Origin of the sequence: Paenibacillus lacisoli, assembly GCF_030580655.1 — a bacterium.
GTDB lineage: Bacteria > Bacillota > Bacilli > Paenibacillales > Paenibacillaceae > Paenibacillus > Paenibacillus lacisoli.
This window is the reverse complement of the sequence record NZ_JAUQTB010000013.1, coordinates 1-26,788: the sequence shown is the minus strand read 5'-3', so window position 1 is coordinate 26,788 and position 26,788 is coordinate 1. Positions and strand designations below refer to the sequence as shown.

Sequence of the window (26,788 nt, the reverse complement as noted above, 5' to 3'; positions counted from 1 at the left end):
ACGGTTGGCTGCCCGATACCCTCTTGCCCCGATCCCCTCCTGCAAGGGAATTAATTCTCCAGCTTCAACCCTAACGTTACAATCTCGCAAGGTCCAACCGGCTGCCTAACTTCTGTTGAGCCGTTATCCCTGCTCTGCCGCTCTGTTTCCTGACCCCGCTCCTCCAAAATAGTGCTCCGGTATACCTGCTCGACAGGCCGTTCAGAAACCAGCTTCAGAAGGGTCTGCTCCCGGGTCATGTTAAACCAGCGTATCATCAGATCCCCTGTTTTCTCGTTCACTTTCAGCGAGGAGAAGGCCAAGCCCGGTGCTTCCCACTGCAGCGGTATGTAGTTCGGCTGCACGGAACCGCTGTGCACATCGGTCTGACGGACCGTCCATGGAACCTGATACTGATAGGCATCGGCGTACGAACCGGAAGCGATGCCGTCGCCGCTGTGCGGAATCAGCTTCAGATTTGCTGTCTGCCGGCCCAGACACTGCGCCTCCGGTGTCGGGAACCAGCCCCAGTCGCCCAGCTCACCGACGGAGCGCAGTAATGTTACCGCCACGGTATTGCGTCCATCCCGCAAAATTTCGTATTCCTGCAGACCCCGATTGGCTACCGTCAGTCCGGCATTTGCCCCGCTCACATCCACAAAAGCCTGCTGATGCTGGGTATTGCTCGGGTTCTCCCACTCCGGTGCAGGCGTCTGATCCCGGTCGACAATCTCGAACATCGAATCCGCCTGATGTACATCTGCTTCCAGATCTGTCGGGAACAGTACCCGCAGCCGGTGATCCTTCGCCGTGTTGTTCATCGTAATGTCGAGTTCCACACCGGCGCTGCTGCGGCTTAACGATATCACGGTTGTAATATCCAGTGTCACCAGCTCATTGGAGCGCTGCGCCTTACGGTGCGGATACCAGACCAGCTCCCGCTGTTCACGCTCCAGCACCTCATCAGCGGAACAAGGGACCTCCCAGCGGTGTTTGATCTGCAGCGCGGCCCGGTATGGAGTTGCCTCCAGCACCTGAATCTCTGCGGCCAGCCCGCGGGTTGTTAAGGCCTGCTCTCCATCCGGCTGGCGGTACATATATTCATTGCCGATGTCGCCCGTATCCTCATAGATGCCCAGATCCCGATACAGCTGCCCTGTTTTTTTATCCAGCAGAGTGAACGAACCATCGTCTGCTACCTCAATCTGCAGCCATTCATTCTCCAGCGTCCGCTGATTTTTGAGCAAAGACCCTGCAGCCGCTGCCGGTAAAGCCTGGGGCTTCCCGTGTTTCTCCCGCACCCAGGCATAGAGAGCCATTCCAAGTGCCGGAATCTGCTCGACTTCAAAGGTAAGCCGGACCCGGCGGCACATATATGGCTGACGGAATCGGTCATCCGGCAGGTCATACCCGAACTGTGTTCCCAGATCCTCTACGCCGCAGGCCAGCCGGCGTCCATCAGAGTCAACCAGTATACGACCGGACACATCAACTGCTTCCACGAGACCTGCAATCTCATCCAAAGGCCTGCCGTCACGGAAGTAATGGCGCTCGACATCAATATCGATCGACACGGTGCCGCTGCGTACCCAGCCTGTTGTGTTGAACACGATGACAGGGAGGGCCTCCTCCCCATATCCAGCAAATACTGATGTATCCACCGCGTCTGCGATAGCCCTTGAGCTCTCCTCCACTAGAGTCTCCGCTACATGTCTGCTCTTATCAAAGCGGGTCACCATCTCCCGGTGCACCTCATCCACGCTGCATCCGCAAATGCTGTCATGCGGGTGGTTCTGCATGAGTGTTTTCCATGCATAGGTGAACAAATGATGCGGGTAACGCTGCCCGAGCAGATGGGCGGCAGCAGCCAGCGGCTCTGCCACCTTCTCTAGAAGAGCCTGCCCGCGCTGATTCATCTGCTTCAGATAGACGCGCGCAGACGCTGTATTCACCAGGGTTCCCCATCCATCGGTACGCTGGCTGCGCAGCTCTCCCTGCACAGAAGACAGTTCTTTGCCCTGCAGCTGCTGGGCAAGTGCCTCCAGATAATCCGGAAAATTCGAGTGAATGAATTGGACTTCCGGGTGAAGCTTTCCGGCTGTACGCAGCGCTTCTGCCAGATCCCGCTGAATGGGCTGATGATCGCAGCCATTCATGTACAGCAGCTCATTGGTAGCCGCATACTTCTCTGCATCGCTCAGCTTGCGGTCCCAGAAGCTCCGTGCCTCCTGCTCCTCGACCGGCACCTCATTCCCGTTGGAGTACCAGTTGGCGAACAAAATGCCCAGCACTTCCGAGCCGTCCGGTCCCCGCCAGATCATTTCGGAGAAGGAAGATTCATAGCCGCCGTCGGCAACCGTGTTGTTGAACCCCGTTGGTTTAACCCCGCGTCCGAAGAATACATTATTAATTCCCGATTGTACCATCAGCTGCGGAATCTGACCCACGAGGCCGAAGGTATCCGGAAAGTAACCGATTTTCGCCGGTATTCCATAGCGGGCCGCATCCCGGTGCCCGATCTGCATATTCCGGATGTTGGCTTCACCGCTGGTCAGAAAGGCATCCTGCAAGATATACCACGGTCCGATGATAATCCTCCCCTCACGGATATACTGCTCCAATCGTTTCTGCTGGTCCGGCCGGACCTGCAGATAATCCTCCAGAATAATCGTCTGCCCATCCAGATAGAAGCTCCGGTAATCCTGATCCCGCTCCAGCGTGTCCAGCAAAGTATCCATGAGGGAAACCAGCCGCATGTGATGCTTCTCATAGGGCAGATACCATTCCCGATCCCAGTGGGTATGCGAAATGACATGTGCCGTTGTGTGTCTGTTCATCGCTCAGCGCCCCCCTCCTCAAGTTCAATCTTCACTTCTTCAGGACGATACACACCCAGCAGTTGTCCCTTCCGATCGGTGGCGAACAGAACAGAGCGCCCTTTCTCCAGTTCAAAAGCGTACGTATTTCCTGTCCCTGCATCTCGGACACGAACATCTGCATTCCAGGCATACTCTGACACGAAGACATACAGACTACCTCCATGAAATGCCAGCTTCCGGCCATACACGCCAGGCAGCTCACCGCCGGATAACCATTCTAATTCAGCTGTGATCCCCGCCTTCCCGGCCGCATAACGATACAAGGCTTGGATGGGCTCATCCCGGTCGTTCAGTTCCAACGGAAGCGGGCACCAGATCAACTGCCCCTTGCCAAGAGGCACTTCCACGACATCGTCCGTTCCTCCGGACGGCACCGCGCCAGATGCGCTCGGCCTGCTCTCCATCCGCTCTTCCTTAGCTACCTCCGCGATCCGGCGGTGGCCGTACGATACCGGAAAGGCTCTGCCGTCGAGTCGCAGCATCTCCTCCCGCTGTACATTACCGAGTCTGCGTGCTCCCACCAGTTCATCGGCCCGGCCGCTCGTGTGCCAGTACGCATCAATGCCAAGGGAACCTGTGACCAGCAGCGTCGAGCCTGCGGTTTCAACCAGCTCAAGCAGTCTGGCCAAGGCTTTATCCTCGAAGTTGTGTGCACTTGGCAGGATAAGCAGCTTCGGCATGTTCGTATCCAGCGAGTCCAGATGGTATTCTGAGACCGCGCGAAACGGCAGCTTCAGATCATAGGCCAGCACGCGTGTCAGTCTCGTTGTCGCATCGAAGGCCAGCGGACGGTTCGAGAAGTCATTGGAATAAGGGAATACAACAGCGATATCCTCCAGTTGACGATCCTGGAACAAATCCCGGATTCCGTTCATAAAACGGCCAAAATCATAAGACACATCGGCTTCCGGTTTCTCGGTCCCGTCTGCACGCAGTGCACCGATATGCGATTCATTGGCATTGTCCATATAAAAATTGGTATTCCAGATCCAGTGAATAGCCCCGGCTCCGCCGGTGGAGAAAGCATAAGCATATTTGCGTTCAAGCAGGTTCCGCAGCTCGGATTCCGTCCGCTTCGCCCGTCCATCCGGGGTCTCCACGTACATTACGCCGGTTTCCTGAATCAGATTGGGCTTATCCGGTGTCTTGGCAAAGATACCGTCCCATACCAGGAAGTCATTGAACCACCAGGAATGGACCGTTGTATAGTCAACCGCTTCTTCATAGAAGAACGGGGATGGACGCTGGGCTCCCAGTGCCTCGTCTTGGCCGATGGTAACCAGGTGATTCGGTACCAGTTGCTTGATCGTATCGCGCAGCTCCCGCGCCCAACGATTGTGCATGTCCATGGAGAACAGGCAGTAGTCCAGCCAGCGGGTTCCCTTTTTGGCCCGGTGCATGTCCTGTACGTCAAAATTGATATCCTCCGGCTCCGGAATCACCGCTGCACAAAAGTCCGGCAGCTGCTCCGGCGACATGTTCCAGCGTTCCTGCAGCTGTTCAATACTGCCGTGACGCTGAATCAGCCATTGGATGAACGCTTTCTGCTCATAGGGATCTCTGGCAGAGCGTGGACCCTCCGCAAATATGCGAGCCGGATCGAACATAGATGGCTCATTGATCAAATCCCAATCGATATGTGTAGATGCCGTGTGGCGGCTGACGATGCTGCGGATGAACCGCTTCTGTGCCTCTACACTCTGTGGATCCAGATACGGATTGACTCCCTCCCAGGTCTCCGGCGTAAAGGAGAAGAACGTAAAAGTCACCTGCAGCCCATGCCGCTTGGCCGTCAGGAAGAACGCATCCACCGCGCGCAGCACCTCTTCGGAGACGTAGCCGTCCACCTGCATGATGTTGCGGTAAGCCGTCCATACGCCCGTCCGGATCCAGTTGATGCCTGCCTTGGCCATCTGGGCCATATCCCGGTCCCATACATCCGCGTTAGGCAGGAACAGGAATTTGCGGGCTACATCCGAGGTCATATACGTCATCCCAACCACCGGGAGCGGACGTCCTTCCTTGATAAAATAATCCCGGCTGCGTGCGATGGGCTGCCCGGCAGCCAACAGCTCCTCGTCCCGCCGCCAGTAGCCCTGGCGCAGAATACGAACCTCACCGTCCGGCGCTACGGCCCGGCATACAATCCGGTGAAGACCGATGCCAAGGGGCAGCTTAACCGGAATCCGGATGTGCTTCTGTTCATGCGTGACTTCGGTCTTCAGGCTGTATTCCCAGCTATCCGCAAGTTGGCTTGCCCGTTGGTCAATTGGCAGTGATCCCGATCGTTCAGGTGAAGTCACTTTGATCTCAAAGGACCATCTCTCCGCCGCATTAGCCTTCGCTGGCAACCTAGCCCGCTGCAGACGCTGGGTCTGAAGGGTCAGTATAGCCTGTTCACCTGCTTCATACGAAGCATAGTTCGGCCGGATCGACAGCTCTGTCACACCTCTGGCACAGTACGCGGCCCAGTTCAGCATCTGCTCCATGCCACTCTGCTCCCAAAAGGCTGCCGTCAGCGGCAGATGGATGAACAGCCAGCGGGAACCGGAATATGTCCCCCGCGAGTTCTCCCACAGGACAACCGGTGCAGCGATTTCACGTCCTGCTGCACTGACCCCTTTCAGCAGAGGATAAATCTGCGTACTCATGCTGCCGGCTGAACCCATCTGATGCGGAAGGTCGCTGTTCCGGGTCGTATGCGGAACGAGATTCCATGTACCGGCCAGCGGGAACAGCTCTTCATATCCCTCCAGCAGTGGAAGGGTATCGGAAGCCGTGTAAGAAATGACTTTGGCTGCATCCACCGGCAGGGTCTCATGAATATACAGTTCCTGATGATACGCAGTCTGCTCGGCCTCCGGCTTCCAGCTTCCTTCCTCCCAGCGGACCGGAATTTTGAAAGGCGCTCCGCCCACATTCATCCACCCGCCGCCTTGACGCAGGTAAGCGGCAATGGCAGCCCAAGCCGATTTCGGGAAGAACGGCGCATGCAGGTTAACGAAGCACCCGCCTTCCGCCTGCTGCAGCGCCCCGGCCAGTTCATGGGCCTTAACGAACAGCACTTCTCCGCCCTGTTGCAGCAGGAGATCAGGAGCTGGAAGTGCAGCTGCCGCTGGGAAGGACGGGTCGCATAGAACGATCACCTTAAGACTCATAGCAGACCCTCCTTCATCGCTTGATAGACAAGCTGCGAGAAGAGACTGTTGGACCAGGCGAACCATTTGCGTGTAAATACAGTCGGATCATCTGCATGGAATCCCTCATGCATATAGCCAGTGTCCGCGTCGGTCGCCTCCAGCATGTTGATCATCTCAAGCTTCTCTTCCGCGCTCTGTGCTGTCAGCCCCTGCATGGAGAGCGCCATATGCCAGATGTAGTCAGGCGGTGTGTGCGGGCTGCCAATCCCTTTGGCTGCTGTACCCTCGTAATAGAATGGGTTCTCCTTGCTGAGCGCAAAGCGGCGAGTGTTCTGGTAGATCGGATCATCGGCCGTCGTATAGCCCAGATAAGGGATCGACATCAGTCCGGGTGTCCCGGCATCATCCATCAGGCAGTAGTTCCCGAATCCATCTGTCTCATAAGCATAGATCGGGCCAAACTGCGGGTGGCGGTAAATCCCGTACAGCTGAATGCCGCGATTCACCTCCAGCTCCAGCTCTTGAAGCTCCTCCAGCAGGGCCATATCCCGGAACACCCACTCCGCGAATTCCTGCATCTGGCGCAGTGCCACTACCGCGAACATATTGCCGGGAATGTTGTAGTGAAAATCACAGGCGTCATCACTGGAGCGGAAGCCTGACCAGATCATACCGGTATAGTTCACCGGCATGCCTTTGCCTTCATTGCGCAGGGAATCATGCAGGATCCCGTTCCTGCGCATGAAGCGGTAGGAAGACTTGTCGGCATGATGCTGCTCTATTCGGAATACATCCAGAATCCGCAGCATTGCTGATTTGAAGCTGGCATCGAAGATGTCGGTCAGTCCGGTCTCCTTCCAATAAGTGAAGGCCAGGCGCACCACGAAGCAGAGCGAATCGATCTCAAACTTGCGCTCCCACACCCAGGGAGACATCTTCGTCTCGTCAGTCGTGTTCCAGTGCCAGTCATTGGCTGATTCGTTAAATGCGTTCGCATACGGATCAATGAGCACATACTGGATATGCCGCTGAATCAGCCCGCGGATGATCCGCTGCAGATCGGCATCGTCCTTGGCCAGCGGAACGTAGTGAATGACCTGCTCGACAGAGTCCCGCAGCCAGGAGGCTGGAATATCGCCGGTGATCACAAAGGTCGTACCGTCATCCATCAGCTTTGTTGTCGTTTCGAGCGTATTGGGAAAACAGTTCTTGAACAGCTGCAGCAGCTTCGGCCGGTGGGCCAGCTTATGCTCCGCCTCCTCTAGCACTGCTTGTACAGCTGCCGGCAGTTCGAGCGGCGGCATCGGTATTTGGGGAAGTCTGAATTGTTCCACGTGAAGTCACTCCTCTAATTGGGTGGGTTGTTCTATCAAATCTGTCATTATGCGCATTCCATCACTCGAGCCGCCCTTCTGAAGCAGCTTATGCTTCCGAAATACATGCCACCTTTGCTGCCAGCGAAGATTCTAATCCGTCTTCCCGGTGGTGAGCAGAATCGTTTTGATCTCGTACGGCTTGAAGTTCAGCTCGAACACACCGTCCTGATGGTCCACGGGCTCGCCCGGGACTTCCAGAGCGTCCGAGAGATGTGCGCTCTCTATTGGGAATGGCCAATGGATGGCCACCGTTTCCCTTCCTCCCGCTGATTCATACAGACGCAGTACGATCCCCCCGCCGTCTTCAGCAGGTTTCACGGTGTCCAGCACGACATGCTGGCTATCCAGCTGAATCAGCGACCCGGTGTGCGGCAGACTTCCCGGCGCGCGAAGCGCCTCAACGAACTGGATGCCATGGTTAAGCTCAGCCGCATGCCGCAGCGTATGTGCGGAGCGCCAATCGCCTTCATGCGGATACAGCGAATAGGTAAACTGATGCTCACCCTGATCAGCCGTATTGTCCGGCCAGCGTGGAGCACGCAGCAGAGACAGACGAATGACACTGCCTTGGATGTCATAGCCGTATTTGCAGTCATTCAGCAGACTGGCACCATAACCATGCTCGGATACATCGGCAAAACGATGACCGCAAACCTCATACTGTGCCTGCTCCCAGCTCGTATTGCGATGGGTCGGCCGCTCCAGGGTCCCGAACGGAATCTCGTATACCGCCCGGTCTGTAACCACATCGATGGGAAAAGCTACTTTCAGCAGCTTATGTGTTTCCTTCCAGGAGACATGGCTGATGAAATCGATACGACGGCTGTGATGATAGAATACGATGTCCTGCGTGATCTCCGACTCATGAATCCGCCAGCGGAAGCGCAGCACGTCCTTGGTTTTTCCGGCCAGCACCACCTGCTGCTCCAGCAGCTCCGCCTCGCCGGCCGGCTGCTCCTCGTAGCGCGGGTCAATATCCCAGGCATCCCACAAGGTCGGACGGTCGTGGAACAGCTGCAAATGATTGGCCCGCTCCCCGGACGGAATGACCTCACGGCGTGCACTTTTGTCGTACAGGCTCGTCATTTCCCCGCTTGTATTGAAACTGACTCTATAGAAGGGAGTCTCCCATTGGCCGTCAAAGACCGGCTGAGGTGAAGAATTACTGCTTATATCCTGATCAGGCCCACCTTCTCTCAGAACGTCCTGCTTCATCGCGTCCTGTGTACCTTCTATCCGCACCCCCGGCGTCAGCCATACCGTTTTGTACCCGAAGGCCGGAACATCCGGGACATAAATAGAGGCTCCATCCGGCTCTACATCGACCTCCATAGGAATGCCGTCTTCATCCCGTACGGTCAGCCCTGAGGCAAACGATCCTTCCAGCGAGTGCACCACACTGCGGGTCCAGCCGAGACTGTTGAAAATGATATGAGGTATACCGGTCTGCGGGCCGTCCGTTTGAATTCTGCGAACCAGTGACTCTACCGCAGGCGCTAAGGCCTGCTGCCCGAGCTGAACCACCTGCCGGTATTCCTTCTCTGACGTGACATAAGACTCCGGAATAGCCGATCCGGGAATAATATCGTGGAACTGATTCAGCAGAATCAGCTTCCAGCCCTCATGCAGCGCCTCCCGTGCGCTCTGCTGCTCCTGGGCCGCCAGCTCCGGTCCGGCCAGCACCTGCCAGAGCTCGGCTTCCCGGTACAGTACCTCGGCCTGCCGGTTGCTGCGCTTGTTGCGCGCATGCGTCGTGTAGGTGCCGCGATGCAGCTCCAAGTACAGATCGCCGTGCCAGGCAGGCAGCTGCGGGGCCGCAGCCGATATACCGGCGAAGAATTCGGCTGCTGTACTATAGCGGCTGGCAGGCTGGCCGGTCATCAGCTCACTGCGGTCGATGTATTCCAGCATCTCGCGCGTCACCCCGCCGCCGCCATCGCCGTGGCCATAAAGCAGCATCTGTTCAGGGTGTATCGCCTTCTCTCGGTACGATTGCCAGTGTTCATGAATATCCTTTGGCAGCGTATGCTCATTCACGCCATGATTGAGATAAGACAGCATCGCTGTTCCATCAATCCCCACCCATTGAAAGAGGTCGTACGGGAAGACGTTCGTGTCATTCCAGCCCAGCTTGGTCGTCATAAAGTATTCAATCCCGCCGTGCTGCAGAATCTGCGGCAGCGAAGCACAATAACCAAATGTATCGGGCAGCCATTCGATGCTCGAGGTTTTCCCGAATTCCTGCAGGTAAAACCGCTGCCCGTACAGCATCTGCCGCATCAGCGATTCTCCGCTCGGAATGTTCAGATCCGGCTCCACCCACATGCCGCCAACCAGCTCCCAGCGTCCTTCGGCGACCCGCTGCTTCACCCGCTCATACAGCTCGGGATCATGCTCCTTCAGAAAAGCAAACAGCAGCGGCTGGCTCTGGGCATACCGGTAATCCGGATATTCATCCATCAGCCGGTCGACCGTCGAGAATGTCCGGCTTGTTTTGCGCACCGTCTCCCGCACCGGCCACAGCCAGGCGATATCGATATGCGATTGCCCAACCATATGCTCTAACCCTTCTGCGTTGCCGCCAACCTTCTGCACATCCGCTTTCAGATCAGCCTCAATACGGCCAAGCTCCACTCCAGCACGGATTTCTGCCTCTGCGAGGTTCACAAACCGGTCCATCACCCGATATAAAGCCTCCATCAGCCGGACCCGGCGAAAATCCTCTGCGGGCAGCAGCTGCAGGGAGTCTCGCACCACTGTCACCGTATACATCAGACTCCGTACCGCCTCATTCGGCCGGACCAGCTGGCTTACAATAGAGGTGATCGGCGGCTGAATCACCGCCTGCTGATTCAGCGGATCCACGGGTTCGGGAATCGGATCGAACAGCTCGATCTCCAGTTCCGGTACCGCTCCAATCACGGACGGATCCAGCGTCACGTAAGTATGATTGCGATCCAGCCCCTGATAGGAACGGCCGTTCACACGCAGCAGGCCTTCGCCGCCCGAGTCAAATACCAGCCCGAACGACCCTTCCAGCCATGATCCCTCCAGCTGGATCGTCGTCCTGAAGAAGTAAGTCGTCCCCTGTCTGCTCGGGAAGGAGCTTAATCCCGCTCCCTCAGTATAGGGGGCCAACCCTTCATATTGACCCGGCAGGATATAGTCCGACCGGGTGATGCTCCAGCTGCTCAGCTCCTGCTGCTCCAGCCACTGGCATTCGGACAGCTCGCGGATCAAACGTCTGATTCGTTCCATTACGCCTCCTCCTTTACCATGAGATCGGCACTTAGTGTATCCATCACATGCCGGCCCACCTGTATGCGGAACCATCCCGGCTCCACGATCGGCTTCAAATCAGTGCCGATATACTGCAGCTGTTCATCGCCAATGGTGAAGGTGACGGTCCGGGTCTCACCGGGCTGAAGAGATATTTTGCGGAAGCCTTTCAGCTCCACTAGCGGACGGGTAACTGTGCTGACAGCATCCGTAATATACAACTGTACAACCTCCTGTCCCTGCCGGTCGCCGGTGTTCGTCACATTCACCGAGACCGTCATCTGCTCTCCGCGGCAGATTGATTCTGTGCTCAGCCTCATCATGTCATAGCTGAACGCGGTATAGCTCAGGCCATAGCCGAACGGATACCGGGGCTTCACATCCTCCTCCAGGTACCGCTTGCCGCGCGAACGCTTGCCGTTGTAGTAGACCGGCAGCTGTCCCACCGATTTTGGCAAAGACAGGGTCAGCCGTCCGGACGGGTTCACGTCCCCGAACAGGACATCTGCAATCGCATGACCGCCCTCCTGTCCCGGATACCATGCTTCAAGAATGGCAGGCACATGCTCATCCACCCATGGCTCGGCGACCGGACGGCCGTTGATGTAGACCACCACTATCGGCTTGCCGAGCGCATGAACCGCCTGAATCAGCTCCAGCTGAACGCCGGACAGTCCCAAGCTTGTGCGATCAATGCCTTCGCCGCAGTCCATATCGTTCCAGGCACTGTCGCTCACCTTCGAAGCTCCAGTCTTCAGATCAATCGTGCCTTCACCGAAATCCCGGGCGCTCGAACCTCCCATCACCATCACGACCGTATCGGCCTCGGCTGCACAGGCCAGTGCATGCTCGAAGCCTTCACGCGACTCTCCGCGAATGCGGCAGCCAGGTGCATACAGCACCCGCTCTGTACCGCCATCCAGCTTGCCCACAATGCCATCCAGCACCGTAGCCACTCTGGATTTGGACTGTGGTGAAGTATAATCGCCCAGCTGATTGTAGGCATGATGAGCATTGGGTCCAATCACAGCAACCGTTCCAACGTCCTGCCGTTCCAACGGCAGCAGACCGTCCTCATTCTTCAGCAGCACAATACCTTCGGCAGCCAGCTGCCGTGCCAGCACGGTATGTGCCTCACAGCCAATCAGCTCCTCGGCACGCTCCGGGTCACCGTAAGGGTTCTCGAACAGACCCAGTCTGAATTTGAGCATGAGAACCCGGCGCACTGCGGTGTTCACGGTCTCCATGTCCAGCTTGCCTGTGAGCAGCGCCTCTTGGAGATATTTGCCGAACATTTCACCCGACATCTCCATATCTATCCCGGCGCGCAGTGCCTGCACAGCAGCATCCAGGCCATCTTCGGCCACATCATGTCCGCCGGCGAGCATATCAATCGCTCCGCAGTCGGTGATCACCATACCGTCAAAGCCCCATTCCCTCCGCAGCACGTCCTCCAGCAGCCCGGTATGAACGGTGCAGGGAATGCCATCGATCTCGTTATAGGCCGGCATAATGGACTGTGCACCGGCTTCCACCGCCTTGCGGAACGGATACAGATCTACCTCCAGCAGCTCCCGCATTCCCATATGTACCGGGCCGGCATTGCGCCCGCCCTCCGAGCTGCCGTAGCCTACAAAATGCTTCAGCGTCGCCGCTATGCTCCCGCTGTCATCCAGTGCTTCGCCCTGAAGACCCTCTACGGCAGCGGCGGCAAACTCGCCGATCAGGTACGGGTCCTCGCCGAAGCACTCTTCTGTCCGCCCCCAGCGGGGATCGCGGACCACATCCAGCACCGGTGAATAGGTCACGGTGCCGCCCTGCGCGCGGGTCTCAGCCGCGACCGCGCGGCACATGGCCCGGTACAGCTCCACGTTCCACGTGCTGCCGAGCAGCAGTGGAACGGGATAGACGGTACCGTCTATCGCCATGTGCCCGTGAGAGCATTCCTCTCCGATCAGGATCGGAATGCCCAGGCGCGAATGCTCTACCGCATAGCGCTGGATCTGATTTACGGCTTCGGCCCCTTCCCTTGCTGAGAGCCCATTCTCCAGTGTCACACCGGTCCACGGATCGGCGCGCAGCACGCCATACAGGGATCCGATGCCGCCCTCTGTGATCTGCTGCTTGAACGACTCCTTCAACGTGACCTTGCCGTCCTTATGCTCATAGGTCTGCCAGCCGAACGGCTGTACCAGCTGGCCGACCTTTTCCTCTATCGTCATCAGACTGAGGAGATGCTCGGCCCGTTCGGCAATCGGCCTGCTGCGATCCTTATATCTCGTCATGTTGAGCTCCTTTCTTCATTGCAACTTCTCATCAACTTCGCCTGTCCTTACTCCTTCACACCGCCTACGGTCAGTCCCTGCACGAAATAACGCTGGAAGAACGGATACGCGAAGATGATCGGCAACGTCGCCAGAACGACCATCGCCATCCGTGATGTATCCTGCGGTATCGACTGCAGGGCAGCCATGCTGACCGCACTGTTCTGGGAATTCTGCTGGATGAACTGAATGCTGGATTCGATTCGCATCAGCATGGATTGCAGCGGTACCAGATTCGGATTATCGATATAGAGCAGGGCGTTAAACCAGTCATTCCAATAGCCGAGTGTACTGAAGAGACCAATAGTAGCAAGTCCCGGCAGTGACAGCGGAAGCACGATTCGCAGGAAAGCGTAGAATTCGCCGGCTCCGTCGATTTTGCCGGATTCAATAATGGCATCAGGCACACTCGTAATGTAAAACGTACGCAGAATCATGATATAGAAGGCGTTCATCGCCAGCGGCAGAATCATTGCCCAGATCGTATCCTTCAGGTCCAGCAGCTGCGTCACAACCATATAGGTCGGGATAATTCCGCCGTTGAACAGCATCGTTAGAATAGCGAAAATGGAGAAGAATCTCCGGTAGCGGAAGCTCTTTCTGGAGATGGCATAGGCATAGAGCGAGATCATGATCAGACTGATGATGGTACCGAGTACAGTAACGAGTATTGTGACGCCATAGGAACGCAGCAGCGTGTCCCCGGACTGCATGACGAACCGGTAGGCTTCCAGGCTCCACTGCGCCGGCAGAATCCGGTATCCATCCCGGGCCAGTGTCTTCTCATCGGTCAACGAGATAATGACAACGAAGATAAAAGGGAACACGCACAGGAAAGCGAAGATCCCCGCGATCAGATTCAGAATGAGGTTCCAGCCGCGGGACACATGATGGACATCGCGTTTCTTGGATATATTTTCAGCAGACATACGCTGCACACTCCTCTCGCATGGGGATTCTAGAACAGCGCACTGTCCTTATCGACACGGCGGACAATATAGTTGGAGATGATGACGAGCACGAAGCCAACCACCGACTGATAGAGCCCGGCTGCGGTACTCATCCCGATCTCACCTGTCGTCTTCAGGCCGCGGTACACATAGGTATCAATAACATTCGTGACGGAGTAGAGCGTGCCTGAGTCACGCGGCACCTGGTAGAATAAGCCGAAATCCGCATAGAAAATCCGGCCGACCGCCAGCAGAGTCATGATAATAATGATCGGTGAGAGAAGCGGAACCGTAATGTTGCGGATCTGCTGCCACTTGCTGGCGCCGTCAATCATAGCTGCCTCATAGAGCGATTTGTCGATACCCAGAATAGAAGCCAGGTAGACGACACTGTTATAGCCGATCGCCTTCCACAGGCTGACAAGGATCAGAATATACGGCCAATACTTGGCCTCGGAGTACCACTGAATCGGTTCCCCGCCAAACCAGCCGATAATCTGATTCAGCATGCCCCGGTCAAGACTCAGAAAGCTGAACGCAAAATAGCCGACGATGACCCAGGACAGGAAATACGGCAGGAACATCCCCGTCTGGTACAGCTTCGCCAGCCTTTTATTAATCAGCTCCGAGAGCAGAATCGCCATCGCCACGGACAGCACCAGACCCAGGATGATAAAAGCAAGATTATACAGCAGCGTGTTGCGTGTAATCACATAAGCGTCATCATTGCTGAACAGGAACTTAAAATTGTCCCAGCCTACCCATTTGCTGTTGAATATACTCGCCCAGAAGCCCTCCCGGCTGAAGCGGTACTGCTTGAAGGCGACGATGGTGCCGACCAGCGGCAGATAGGAGAAGAGAAGAAACCAGATTGCTCCAGGAAGCACCATCAGCAGCATGATTTTGTTTCTCATCAGATTTTTCAAGAATGCAGCCATGCACGTTCCCTCCCGATATCGTATTAAAAAAGGGACCAGGCGCTGCTACACCCGCCCGATCCCGTTCATTGCCCACTTCTTACTTTGCGTTTTCCGTTTTCCATGCATCCAGCTGGGTCTGCGCTTCAGCCATGACCTTGTCGAGACCCGCCTGCTTGAATTTCTCAATCGCTTTCGGCAGATTGGTCTCCGGATCGAGGGTTCCTGTCATTAGAGCCGACCAGAACTGCTCCTTCACGTTCTGGACCGCAGCCATCTCGGTCGATACCTTGGTGCTGTCGAAGTTAAAGCTCAGGATCGGCGAGTTCTGGCCATCGGCATTAAACTTCTTGAACTCATCCCACTTGTTGTCCGGGTCGTTCTGATTCAGGTAGAGCAGCATGTTGTTCCCCAGAGAGTACGAAGGCATATCATAGTTCTTCGCTTCCGGCAGATTCTCGATGTGATTATCATCAGTTTTCTTGTAATGCACCCCTTCAATACCAGAGTCCACCATGTTGCGCAGCGTCGCGTCCGTATTCAGCAGATTCAGGAACTCCATCGCCTTCTCGGGATGCTCCGAGTTAGCCGAGATCGCCATCATAGAGCCTTGTACAGAAGTGTTGGTAATGATCGCATCACTTGCCGGTGTCGACACCACCGGGTAGCCGTAGCTGGCAGACCAGAGATTGTCTGCGAGCGGCTGCGTCTGGGCACGGTCGAGGAACCAGTTGCCCGAGGTGGTCAAGTCATTGGTGGAGCCGGTTGTAGCGGCCTCCGGTGATACATAACCGGCTTTATAGTATTTATGCATCGTAGTCAGCGCCTCTTTCATCTCCGGCGTTTCCAGAATGTTGACGATTTTAAAGTCCTTGGTGTCCAGCTTCACGGCCATCGGCAGCCCCTGAATCACATAGTCATAGGGCACATAAGGGACATAGTTCTTATCCATGCCGAACGGTGTGACACCCGGCTCACTGGCTTTGATCTTCTGCAGCAGCGGCTCCAGGCTGTCGAGCGAACGGACACTGGAGATATCCAGCTTATATTTGTCGAGCAGGTTTTTATTGAAACGCCATACTTCCTGCTGCGGAAGTTCCTTGTTGGCCGGGATCGCATAGTTATGACCGTCTACCTTGGAACCGCTCAGGAACGCCGGATCAATTGTATCTTTCAGTTCCTTGCCGTATTGATCAAGCAGATCGTCCAGCTCTAGGAAGGCTCCTTTACGTGCATTCTGTACATAGTCAAAGCCGCCTGCAGCGGTGAAAATAATATCCATCGGCTCACCGGAAGCTACGTTAACCTGCATCTTCTGCGGGTAATCCCCCCAGTCGACCATTTTCATCTTGATTGTGGCATTGATTTTCTCTTTGGTGTACTTGCTGACCTCTTCCATGACACGGTCTACATCCTTTTGCGGCGTACCGATAGTGTACCAGATTAATTCGACCGGCTGGTCGCCGTCGCCTGATCCTCCCTCTGAGGAGCTGCTGCTCCCGCAGGCACTAAGAACAAGCGCTACAGCCATTAAAGTTGCAAGCATGAAGGAGAAGCGTTTTTTGCCTTTACTCATGAAGTGATCCACCCTTTCAGATATGAAATTGGACTCTCTGTCTGTCGATCATGCAGCCGCCGCTGTCCGGACCCTTGATGATCCTTCTCGTTGGTCTGACGGAGTAACTGCTTTAACCTTACCGGATGTTACCGCTTTCAAAAAGAAGAAAAACTTAATAAATTGAGGTACAAATTAAAGAACACGCTCCCGAGTTCCTTAAATCTGTACCTCAATTTCTAAAACGCTTACATGATTTGTCAGCTAGCTTCGTCTTTCTGCCTTCCTGTCCAGGTCAGCCGAGTCCCTTATAGTCGGTCGGAGATATGCCTACGTATTTCTTGAACTGCTTGTAGAAGTACCCGGTCTCCCAATATCCGACCTGTCTGGCGATATCCTGTACCTTCCGGTTGCTGCTGCGCAGCATTTCCTTGGCTTTCTCGATCCGGTATTTATTGATATACTCTGCAAAGGTTTCTCCGGTCTCCTTGTGAAACAGCTGCCCGAGATAAACCGGATGGAGGTGATACTGGCTGCCCAGCGTCTTTAATGACATCTCATCAGCGAAATGGAGCTTGATATGGTTCAGAACCTGGCTGATGATCGGATTCTTCATATCCTGCAGCAGCGTCTGTACGGTCCTGCGCCCCACCTCCTGCAGTACACCCAGCAGCTCGTCGAAGGTGCTGCTCTCTCTGATCCGGCCCAGCGCCGCCTGGTACATGGCCGGCTCATCATCTGCGTGCCGGATGCTCTCCAGCTCCATTTTGAACCGGATGACCAGCTCCAGCGCCATATGCTGAAGATCCTCCGGACGTATAGCACCGCAATCTCTGTACTGCTTCAGATCCTCCTGAATCGCATCTGCCAGCCCGTCCGCATCCCTCGCCATAATCCGTTTTACGTAACGGCTCCAATCGACAGGTGCTTCCTGCACCTGGCCTCTGTCTGTCTCCAGCTGTTCATGCTCCATGACTCTCCGCTCGGGGTAGACGATCACGTACTCCAGCGCCTTCCGGGCCTCCTGATAACTGACCGGAGCTTCCTCCGGCAGGCGGCGTACGCTTCCAACCCCCACATGCAGGCCGCTCTCCCTGGCGGGGACGGCGGAACACAGCCGCTCCAGCACCACATGCAGCCGCTCTTTCCCTGCCGCTTCATCGTCCATGACAGCGATCAGCACGGTATCGCCGTTCATGTCCCGCACCCGAATCCATCCCGGTTCCTCCTGCAGCTGTGCGGATAACAGCACGAAGCTGTCGAAGCCATAACACGCCCTAATGACAGCAACGGCCACAAAAGGCTGATCCAGCCGGATCCCCAGCAGCTCTCCACGTTCCTGCAGCTCAGGCAGGGCGATCGTTCCATTCAACCAGCGGTAGACCGTGTTATCCAGCAGGATTTGCTTATCGAAGGCCGGTTTCTTCTCATCGGCACGCTGGCGATCCAGCTTCGCTGCCGTATTGCGCAGCGTTGACTCCAGCTCGTCCACATTGATCGGCTTGAGCAGATAATTCTCGATCCCCAGCTTCATGGCTTCCTTCAGGTAATCAAATTCGTTGAAGCCGCTCAGGATTAGAACTTTTAGCTCCTGATGCAGCTTGCGTGCTTCCCGGATCAGCTCCAGTCCGTTCATCACCGGCATGGAGATGTCCGTCATCAGCACATCTACCTTCCTGCTCTCCAGCGCTTCAAGCGCCAGCCGCCCGTTCTCTGCCTGTCCCACGATTTCAAAGCCCAGCTCGGACCAGTCAATAATTTCGCATAACCCCTCAAGAATAAATGGCTCGTCATCGACAATAAATACTCTGTACATCTCAGTCGCCCCTTTCTTCCTGGTTCGGATAACATACCGTAATCACTGCGCCCTCGCCCTCTTTGCTCTGCAGCGCAACTCCATAATCTGACCCGTGCAGCAGCCGCAGACGGGTATGCACACTGCGCAGCCCGAACATCTGCCCGCTCTCCTCCTGCTTGGCCAGCTCCATCCGGATCTCGGCCAGCCGCTCGGGTGCAATTCCCCCGCCGTTATCGCTCACTTCAACACAAAGCCGGTGCCCCTGCTCTCGCACTTGCAGGGTCAGTTCGTTATCTGTACTGTTGGTCCGGATGCCATGGACGATATAATTCTCTACTACAGGCTGCAGCGATAACCGCATAATGCTCCGGTTCAGCAGTGCGGGATCGGCGTCGATCGTATAGTTGAACTTATCTTTGTAGCGGATGCGGAACAATTCCAGGTACAGCCGGCACATCTCCAGCTCGTCCCGCAGCGTATAATGCTTTTTTTGCTGCACCAGACTTTTGAACAGAACGGACAGGCTGTAGATCATCTCTCCCACATCCCTGGCTCCCTGCGAGATGGCACGCATGCGGATCACTTCCAGTGTGTTGTACAGAAAGTGCGGACTGATCCGGGCCTGCAGCGCAATCATCTCCGTCTCCTTCTGCTTGATCTCTGCCTTATACACCCGTTCAATGTACTGCTCCAGCTCATCCAGCATGGCGTTAAAGCTTCTGGAAATCTGACCCAGCTCGTCCTCACGCCGGTCTTCGATCCGGGCAGCAAAATCTCCCCCCCGCACCTTATGGGTAAAGCGGATAATCCGGTTTGTGCGTTTGGCGATATTCATGACGAACAAGGCCGGCACCAATACGGCAATCAGAATACAGATTATGCTGATCGTGATAATGGTACTGCGGATTCCCTGATACGATTGGGCGATCTCTGCATGCGGAGCTGCGCCGATAATGACATAACCTCCATCGGCAGAAGCGAGTTTATTGATGTACATAGCCGGGGAGACACCCAGCAGACTAAAGCCCGGACTATTGTCATTCAGGATTTTGGTTCCGTCGAAGTAGGGATACGTTTTCCCATAATACCGGTTTTTCGAATCAAAAATAACCGTCCCGTCCGCCGACAGCACAGCAATCTCTCCCTTCAGGGTGCTGATGTAACCGGTCAGCGCATTAGCAATGTTCCTGGAGTCGAGAAAAATGACCAGCTGCCCGTCATTTTTCAGTGTCTGTTTATTATTAATGGGCGCCCGAATACTGTAAAGGGCCGGGTCCTCCTGGCCGACTGCCTTGCGTAGCCAGATGTTGGGCGCGGCAATATACTTACTATCCAGTGCCATGACATCCGGTATATACGAATGGATTGCATTGACCGACTGCTGCTTGAACTGCTTGTACATATTCAGGCTGGACAGGATCTGGCGGTTCGCACTATAAAGCATCAGATTGCGCATATCGCTGTTCGTATCGATCACATTTTGAAAATACCGCAGCACATCCGTCGGATACCCGCCGCTGTCACTGAAGAACTGGTCCATCCGCTGCTGTACATACTCCGAGTACGGGTGGTTCAGAAAAAAAGACAGATTGGAGGACAGCGATTCACTCCAGTACATATCTCTTACGATTCCCTGTACCTCGTCATAACGCTGATGAATGTAGCGGTCCACACTCTCCATAGCGGATTTCTGGATATCCAGCTCACGCCGAATGTTGGCCTGGGAGATGGATATATAAATGACGTAGGATACCACGATGATTGCCAGTACAGCGATGAGTGCAAAAACCAGCAGCAGCTTCATGAACATGTTGTTTTTCAAATACCCTTTGTAAACGCTACCAAGTTTCATTTTCGCCCCTCCTGTACAAGTTGAGCTTGCTGCATGTTGGATCCTCAGTTAATTGGACTAAATTATAGCACGACATCCTGTATAACTGCCCTGCCAGTCCCTTCCAATTGATCATTTTCTTTATTTCGAACACAATATCTTGGATTTCGCCCTATATTAAAACGCTTTCTTCCGCTATGGTATTGCTAACTGTTGGAAGCGGCAGCCGATTGCCGGGTATCGACAGGATCCGATCAGAAGGGAGGGCACGTGAAGAAGGCCTATACCAACATGAGAAAGGGAGTTTCGATTATTCATGACAAGCAAAACGGCTCGCAAGTCTTTCGCTTCAAAGATAACGGCTCTTGCATTAACATCGGCCATGTTCAGTCTCACCTTCACTTCATTCGCCCATGCCGGTGACACCCTGCCCTATACGGGGGAAAGCGCCAAGGGGACGAATCAGCCTTACCAGCATGGATATGCCAGCTCACACATTCTAGACTGGACACCGCAAAGCGATCCTTATAGTGATCTGCTTCGTGCCCGGGTTCCGCTGCAGCAGCGCAACCAGGCTTTTGCACCTACCCAGGCTAACCCCAAGCTGAACCCGAATACGCAGAATTTCACGTTGAGCGGGGACTATGGCAACTCCTTTTTCGATAGCTACTCCTACACGAATGAATTCAGCGAGTACCTCTTTAACTATTGGCAGTACACCGACTTCTACGGGTATTGGCACGGGATGCCTACCGCCGGCGTGCCGCGGGAGATGTATGATCCTAACAAGGACTGGACTGAAAAATGGTTCGAATTCGGCATCCTGAATATCCCTAATCCTGCATACACGAATGCGGCACACAAGAATGGTGTGCGTTCCATTGCCTGTATCTTCTTCTCGGACAATGACCGCGGCCCGCAGACGTATAAACAAATGCTGGTCCAGGATGAGAACGGGGATTTCCCGGTGGCCAAGAAGCTTGTAGAAATGGCCCATTATTACGGCTATGACGGATACTTTATCAATCAGGAGGAGGCTTCCAAAGGCGTAGCGCCAGCGGATATTCCTCTCTATAAGCAATTCCTCAAATACTTAAAAGACCAGGGCATGTATGTCCAGTGGTATGACTCTACCGTTAACGATACCGGAGCCATCGACTACCAGAATGAATTTAACGCCGTCAACAGCCCGTTTGTCAAGGACAGCCAGTACGGCCAGATCTCGGATTCGATCTTCCTGAACTATTGGTGGGACAAGGAGAAGCTGAAGAAATCCAGCGAACATGCCAAAAATCTGGGGCTTGATCCGCTGCAGACTGTATTCGCCGGCATTGAGGGCGGAAACGGCGATTTCGGCCGCTGGAAGCAGAAATATGATCTGCGCCTGAACCTGGATGACCAGGGCCAGCCGATGAACAGCATTGCTACACTCGGTGCGGACTTCACCCACAATGCGCTGGACGAAGAGCTGGGCGGAGAGGACCGCAACCTGCGCGCCAATGATGACTATCAGTGGATGACCTTTGTCCGTGACCGGGCTTGGTGGTCTGGTCCGAACCTCGATCCGTCTCATGCAGAGCGAAATGCAGATGCTGATCTGGCCGATGTGAAGGCTTCCGGCGCCAACTGGGACGGCATGGCTGCCTATATTGCAGAGCGCTCAGTTATTAACGGCTCCAGCTTCTCTACCTCATTCAATACTGGGCATGGCATGCAGTATTATGTAAAAGGAGCTGTCTCTAATCCTAAGGAATGGTCGAACATCAATATTCAGGACATTCCGGTGACCTGGCAGTGGTGGCTGGAGACTAAGGGCAGCAAGCTGAACGTAGACTTTGATTATGGTCCTCAGTATACAGCCGGTCCACGCTATACGTACCAATCCATAGGTGCATACAACGGCGGGAACTCGCTGGTTGTGAACGGCAAGCTGGATGCCGATAACTTCCTCCATCTGTACAAAACAGATCTGGCCGTGAAATCGGGCTCCAAACTGTCTCTCACTTATAACAAGCCATCTGCTGACGACAGTTCGGCTGTGAGCGTGGGACTCATTTTCAAGGATCAGCCGAATCAGATTGTATATGTACCGGTTCCGGATACCGGCAAGCAGACCTCAGGCTGGGCAACCCGCGAGCTGGATCTGGGTGCTTACCAAGGGCGGGAGCTCGCTTCAATAGGCCTGAAATTTGCGAACGGCGGGCATTCCATTTCCAACTATCAAGTGAATATCGGACAGCTGCGGATTACAGACGGCACGACTTCTGCGCCGTCAGCGCCTACCGGGTTCCATGTGACCAAGGCGCTGACCGGAACGAATGAAATGTATGTCGCCTGGAATCTGGCCGATTACAAGCAGGTGAAGCAGTATAATTTGTACGAAAATGGTGTCTATGTCGGCGGCATCTATGATTCGGCCTACTATATCAAGAAGCTGACCCAGCGTAAAGGCGAACTGAGCCTCACCGCCGTCGGTGCTGATGGCACCGAAAGTGCACCAGCCAAGGTCTCCTATAATCTGGATGCCGGTGTCAGCAATATTTCGGTAGAGACCAAGAAGAACGGACATGCGTTCGTGACCTGGGTACAGCCGAAGGATGCAGCCGGCGATATCAAGCTGACCCTGAAGACTGAATATACGGACCAGCCGTTCACCAAGAGCTGGACCGTCAAGGGGAAAAGCCAATCCGCACAACTGACCGGTCTGCCTCTTAACGGTGATACCTACAGCCTGGATATCTCCATAGGAGACGGACAGCCTGTGACCTATAGAGGCAAGCTGGCGGATTACGAGATCGAACCTTACGCGAAGGAGAATGTGTCGGTGAATGGGAATACGTACACCCTCGCTCTTCCGACCATGAAGGATTGGCATTATATTTACGTCTATGAAGACGGTGTGCCCAAGGAATTCGGAGTCACTTATGTGCAGCGCAAATTCCCGTATATTGTCCGGGGAAGAACCAAGCTGAGTGATCTTACTTTTACAGCCAACTCCAGCACGAGCTCACTGAAGCTTGTGATTGAGGATTATACCGGTAATCAGGCAACTACGATTCTACGTTAACTCTTTTTAATGGTTCAGCAACCATAACAAAAGCACCCAAGAGATCATCATTCTCCTGGGTGCTTTTACCTGCTTCATCATGCGCTATACCGACAGATAAATCCGGATGCTTCCGTCTGCGGCGTAGTGCTCGAAGTCCGTAGTATACGCTCTTGGAATGCCACTGCTCCAGATCTGCTGCCACGCCTTGAAGACCCCCTGCGGGTCCGCCGTTTCCACTTCGACCACGTGATAGGAGCCTTCCGGAATGAGCACTTGTACCTGACCCTGCGGGATCTCGCCTTCGCCACCGACGATCAGATCATATTCCCCGGTATAATCACTTTCATAATTCGTATACACCGCAAACAGCTCGCCCTGCAGCTTCCACTGCAGCACGTCCTGCCACAGCCCTGCGATGGCCTCTACATGCTGATTGCTGGTACGAACCTTCTGACCTGTAATTGTTTTTGCCGCAGTAATTGTTGTCATCCTTCATCAACACTCCCTTAACTTGAATACCCTCATTCTAGCAGGCTAATGATGACAACTGTCTGTCTACATTTATTGAGTTTTCTTTGCGATTACGGCTGTATACATTGCTGCTACTTCCGCATGATAACGTTCCTGCAGCCACTTTGGTGCCTTCACTCTTACATGACTTCCGAACATCAGCAGAAAAGGAATCAGGCTGCCGGGATGATCATGCTCCAGGGTTACCTCAATTTCACCGTTCTCCTGTTCCTGAAGCTCCTGCTCCAGGAAAAAATCTACCAGCTTGCCCAACTGGCTCCGGGCAAATACCAGTCGCACCTGCTCCCCCAGCAGATCATCAGGTTTTTGGCTCTGCTGCTTGGAGCTCTGGCTCTTGCGCTCTGCGATGGGCTGCTGCCCTTCCATCCAGCTCAAGCTCTTCAGCTGTTCCCGGTCTATGATATCCAGCCTTGCCATCCGGGTCAGCTTAAAGCTTCGGGTATCTCTGCGGGTGGAACACCAGGCCTCCAGATACCAGCTGCCGTTCTTTAACTGAAGCTGCAGCGGCTGCACCTTCCGCTTGGTCCGATCTCCGCTGGCCGCGATATAGTCGAACTCCAGTCCGGCTGCCTGCTGCAATATCCCTCTGATCCTGTCCAATTTATGCCTTGTCTCCTGTTCAATAGCTGAACGATGCAGCGTGGCCTCGGATAAGGAGAAGATGGGTAACTTCCCCTCCGGCTCCGGCCGCTCCAGCAGCTCAAGCTTAGCCTTCACAAGTGCCGTCTCTTTCTCTCCCAGCAGTTCCTGAACCGCCTGTAGACTAACGGTCAGCTGCTGGCGCTCCTCCGTGCTGAAGGTGAAACGGTCCAACTTATAGGTATCCAGGAGGGCAAACCCGCCGTCCTTGCCGGCATAAGACACAATCGGAAAGCCCGCTGCCGACAGGACTTCCATGTCCCGGTAGATCGTTCTGCGGCTCACCTCGAATTGATCGCACATTTCCTGGGCCGTCACCTTTCCCCGATGCAGCAGCAGAACCAAGATAGCTAATATTCTTTCCAGTTTCATACTTTCTCCTCCTAACAAAAAAGGCACCTCTCGGTGCCCCTCATGCTGTCCATCCGCGTATCCATTCCCACGCTCAATCAATCAAGCGATGCTGATACCACTTCTTGCCGCGCAGCCGCCACCAGAAGACGATCCCCCTCACGCCCCACTCGATATCCATGGCCAGCCATACGCCGATAATTCCCATTTTGAAGACAATGCCTAGAATATAGCCCAGGACAATCCGGAACAGCCACATCGACAGCATAGATGTCATGGATGTAAACTTGGAATCCCCGGCCGCCCGCAGTGCGGAAGGAGCCAGGAAAGCAATCGACCAGAGCGGAATCTGAGCGATACAGTTAATCAGAATAACCAAGAATATATCGTCCACAATCTCCTGCGGCGGACTGAACAGGCTGACCAGTGGATAGAACAGCAGCATCGTCACAAGACCTGTCAGTACAAAGATGAAGGAGGACAGCCACAGGAAGGAACGTGTCAGTTTCCGTGCATCCTTCACATTACCGCGGCCAATACATTGGCCCACCACCGTCACCAGCGTCAGTGACAAGGCCTGGGCAGGAATCTGGGTCAGCCCTGCGAGGGTGCCTCCGATCGCATTGGTCGCAATCGCATACGTGCCCAGACTGACGATGAAGATTTGGGTAACGATTTTTCCCCCATTAAAGAACATCTGCTCCGCCGCAAAGGGCAGCCCGATAAACATAATCTTCTTGAACATCGACCACTGCACCTGGAACAAATCACGCAGCTGGAACCGCAGCTCATCATCGACCCGAATGAGATAGATCACAGCGACAATCGCTCCCGCGTACCGGGAAATATTCAAGGCGATCGACATCCCCAATACACCCATATGGAGCAGATAGATAAACACGGCATTGAGTACCACATAGGACAGATGCATTACCAAGGATAGCCCGAGTGAAGCTCGAGTTTTGCCGATTCCCCGCAGGGCACCGCAGACCGCTTCAATCATGGCAATACCGACATAAGAGATACAGCTGCCCAGCAGATAGATTTTCCCGTTTGACATGACGTCCGGTGAGGCGGTTCCGAACAGCATGTTCAGAATCGGACTGTAAAATAAAATCATCAGCGCACTAATCGCCAGCGCAAACAGAGAGACGGAAGATACCGTACCTGCCGCAGCACGCGAGACCATAAGGGGATTGCCATTCCCTTTGTATTGGGCGACAACGACTGTCCCCCCCGTAGCCACGGCGAGGAACACGCTGACCAGGAAGTTGTTGAGAGAATCGATCATATTCACGGCACTGATCGCATCCATACCGGCAGAGCTGATCATGGCCGTATTCACGAGGCTAAGCCCGATCAGAAAAGCCTGGTCAATCAATAGGGGAATGAATAGCGCAATGATCTGCTGATATTGAACAGATTCCCCCGAGAAATACTTATCCAGAAAGGACGTTTTTGACTTCTGAACACCTAAAGCGGGTTGACTCACATCATCACATTCTTTATATCAAATTTGCTTACTTACGCCTAACGACAATGAATAAGAGCTGCCTACATTTTAATTAACCTGTTACAGTATCCTGCTGGCTGTTCGTTCTGTCAATAGAAGTTCCCAATCTGTAATAAACAATTTGCGATGACCCGAGAAAAATCAAAACAAAAAAAGGCATCCGGCTAAAAGCCGAATGCCTTTCGTACAGAAGCGGACGACGGGAATCGAACCCGCGACCCTCGCCTTGGCAAGGCGATGCTCTACCGCTGAGCCACGTCCGCATAAGTGGTGCGCGTGGAGGGACTTGAACCCCCACGTCAAAGACGCTAGATCCTAAGTCTAGTGCGTCTGCCAATTCCGCCACACGCGCATACTACTTAAAGAAATAAAGTGAGCCATGAAGGACTCGAACCTTCGACACCCTGATTAAAAGTCAGGTGCTCTACCAACTGAGCTAATGGCTCTCATGATCTATATTCATCAGATTGCACTTTCAATCCGCACAAACTGGACAAAAGATAGAAAAGTGGCTCGGGACGGAATCGAACCGCCGACACGAGGATTTTCAGTCCTCTGCTCTACCGACTGAGCTACCGAGCCTAATTGCATGATATAAATGGCGGAACTGACGGGATTCGAACCCGCGGTCTCCTGCGTGACAGGCAGGCATGTTAGGCCTCTACACCACAGTTCCA

At 54.5% G+C, this 26,788-nt stretch carries 14 protein-coding genes and 5 tRNA genes; 1 reads left to right on the top strand and 18 read right to left on the bottom strand.

What is annotated here, in order from left to right; all coding sequences use genetic code 11:
• Nucleotides 1-50 precede the first annotated feature (50 nt).
• The 10 genes from Q5741_RS17445 to Q5741_RS17400 form a co-directional block, all read right to left on the bottom strand.
• On the bottom strand, nt 51-2,816 hold the full coding sequence (locus tag Q5741_RS17445; RefSeq protein WP_305025402.1) for an alpha-mannosidase: 2,766 nt from the start codon (nt 2,814-2,816) through the stop codon (nt 51-53).
• A complete protein-coding gene (locus Q5741_RS17440) occupies nt 2,813-6,016 on the bottom strand; it encodes a beta-galactosidase (RefSeq protein ID WP_305025401.1) in 3,204 nt (1,067 codons plus the stop codon). Before Q5741_RS17440 ends, Q5741_RS17445 begins: the two co-directional genes overlap by 4 nt.
• On the bottom strand, nt 6,013-7,332 hold the full coding sequence (locus Q5741_RS17435) for a glycoside hydrolase family 125 protein (RefSeq protein WP_305025400.1): 1,320 nt from the start codon (nt 7,330-7,332) through the stop codon (nt 6,013-6,015). Before Q5741_RS17435 ends, Q5741_RS17440 begins: the two co-directional genes overlap by 4 nt.
• 132 nt (nt 7,333-7,464) lie before the next feature.
• Nucleotides 7,465-10,632 (bottom strand): alpha-mannosidase, encoded by a 3,168-nt coding sequence (locus Q5741_RS17430; protein ID WP_305025399.1) that lies wholly within the window; start codon nt 10,630-10,632, stop codon nt 7,465-7,467.
• A complete protein-coding gene (locus tag Q5741_RS17425; protein ID WP_305025398.1) occupies nt 10,632-12,938 on the bottom strand; it encodes a glycoside hydrolase family 3 N-terminal domain-containing protein in 2,307 nt (768 codons plus the stop codon). The genes Q5741_RS17430 and Q5741_RS17425 overlap by 1 nt, the downstream gene beginning before the upstream one ends.
• Before the next feature lie 47 nt (nt 12,939-12,985).
• On the bottom strand, nt 12,986-13,906 hold the full coding sequence (locus Q5741_RS17420; protein WP_305025397.1) for a carbohydrate ABC transporter permease: 921 nt from the start codon (nt 13,904-13,906) through the stop codon (nt 12,986-12,988).
• Nucleotides 13,907-13,935: 29 nt separating this feature from the next.
• Nucleotides 13,936-14,865 (bottom strand): ABC transporter permease, encoded by a 930-nt coding sequence (locus Q5741_RS17415; protein ID WP_305025396.1) that lies wholly within the window; start codon nt 14,863-14,865, stop codon nt 13,936-13,938.
• Between the two features lie 79 nt (nt 14,866-14,944).
• Nucleotides 14,945-16,420 (bottom strand): ABC transporter substrate-binding protein, encoded by a 1,476-nt coding sequence (locus Q5741_RS17410; RefSeq protein WP_305025395.1) that lies wholly within the window; start codon nt 16,418-16,420, stop codon nt 14,945-14,947.
• 274 nt (nt 16,421-16,694) lie between these two features.
• On the bottom strand, nt 16,695-18,215 hold the full coding sequence (locus tag Q5741_RS17405; protein ID WP_305025394.1) for a response regulator transcription factor: 1,521 nt from the start codon (nt 18,213-18,215) through the stop codon (nt 16,695-16,697).
• A 1-nt stretch (nt 18,216) separates the two neighbouring features.
• Nucleotides 18,217-20,049 (bottom strand): sensor histidine kinase, encoded by a 1,833-nt coding sequence (locus Q5741_RS17400; RefSeq protein ID WP_305025393.1) that lies wholly within the window; start codon nt 20,047-20,049, stop codon nt 18,217-18,219.
• A gap of 295 nt (nt 20,050-20,344) precedes the next feature.
• On the opposite strand from Q5741_RS17400, the gene Q5741_RS17395 reads away from it, so the two are divergent.
• The gene (locus Q5741_RS17395; RefSeq protein ID WP_305025392.1) at nt 20,345-23,095 is read left to right on the top strand and encodes an endo-beta-N-acetylglucosaminidase; all 2,751 of its coding nucleotides are present in this window, start codon (nt 20,345-20,347) and stop codon (nt 23,093-23,095) included.
• A gap of 84 nt (nt 23,096-23,179) precedes the next feature.
• Here the strand turns inward: Q5741_RS17395 and Q5741_RS17390 are convergent, their stop codons facing one another.
• The 8 genes from Q5741_RS17390 to Q5741_RS17355 form a co-directional block, all read right to left on the bottom strand.
• Nucleotides 23,180-23,566: a GyrI-like domain-containing protein gene (locus tag Q5741_RS17390; protein ID WP_305025391.1), complete on the bottom strand. Its 387-nt coding sequence runs from the start codon at nt 23,564-23,566 to the stop codon at nt 23,180-23,182.
• Between the two features lie 72 nt (nt 23,567-23,638).
• Nucleotides 23,639-24,619: a helix-turn-helix transcriptional regulator gene (locus Q5741_RS17385; protein WP_305025390.1), complete on the bottom strand. Its 981-nt coding sequence runs from the start codon at nt 24,617-24,619 to the stop codon at nt 23,639-23,641.
• Between the two features lie 73 nt (nt 24,620-24,692).
• The gene (locus tag Q5741_RS17380; protein ID WP_305025389.1) at nt 24,693-26,090 is read right to left on the bottom strand and encodes an MATE family efflux transporter; all 1,398 of its coding nucleotides are present in this window, start codon (nt 26,088-26,090) and stop codon (nt 24,693-24,695) included.
• A gap of 212 nt (nt 26,091-26,302) precedes the next feature.
• Nucleotides 26,303-26,374: transfer RNA gene (locus tag Q5741_RS17375), tRNA-Gly, on the bottom strand.
• A gap of 5 nt (nt 26,375-26,379) precedes the next feature.
• Nucleotides 26,380-26,463 (bottom strand) — tRNA-Leu (locus tag Q5741_RS17370).
• Between the two features lie 21 nt (nt 26,464-26,484).
• A tRNA-Lys gene (locus Q5741_RS17365) sits at nt 26,485-26,557 on the bottom strand.
• Between the two features lie 63 nt (nt 26,558-26,620).
• Nucleotides 26,621-26,693: transfer RNA gene (locus Q5741_RS17360), tRNA-Phe, on the bottom strand.
• 17 nt (nt 26,694-26,710) lie between these two features.
• Nucleotides 26,711-26,787: transfer RNA gene (locus tag Q5741_RS17355), tRNA-Asp, on the bottom strand.
• Nucleotide 26,788: the final 1 nt, after the last annotated feature.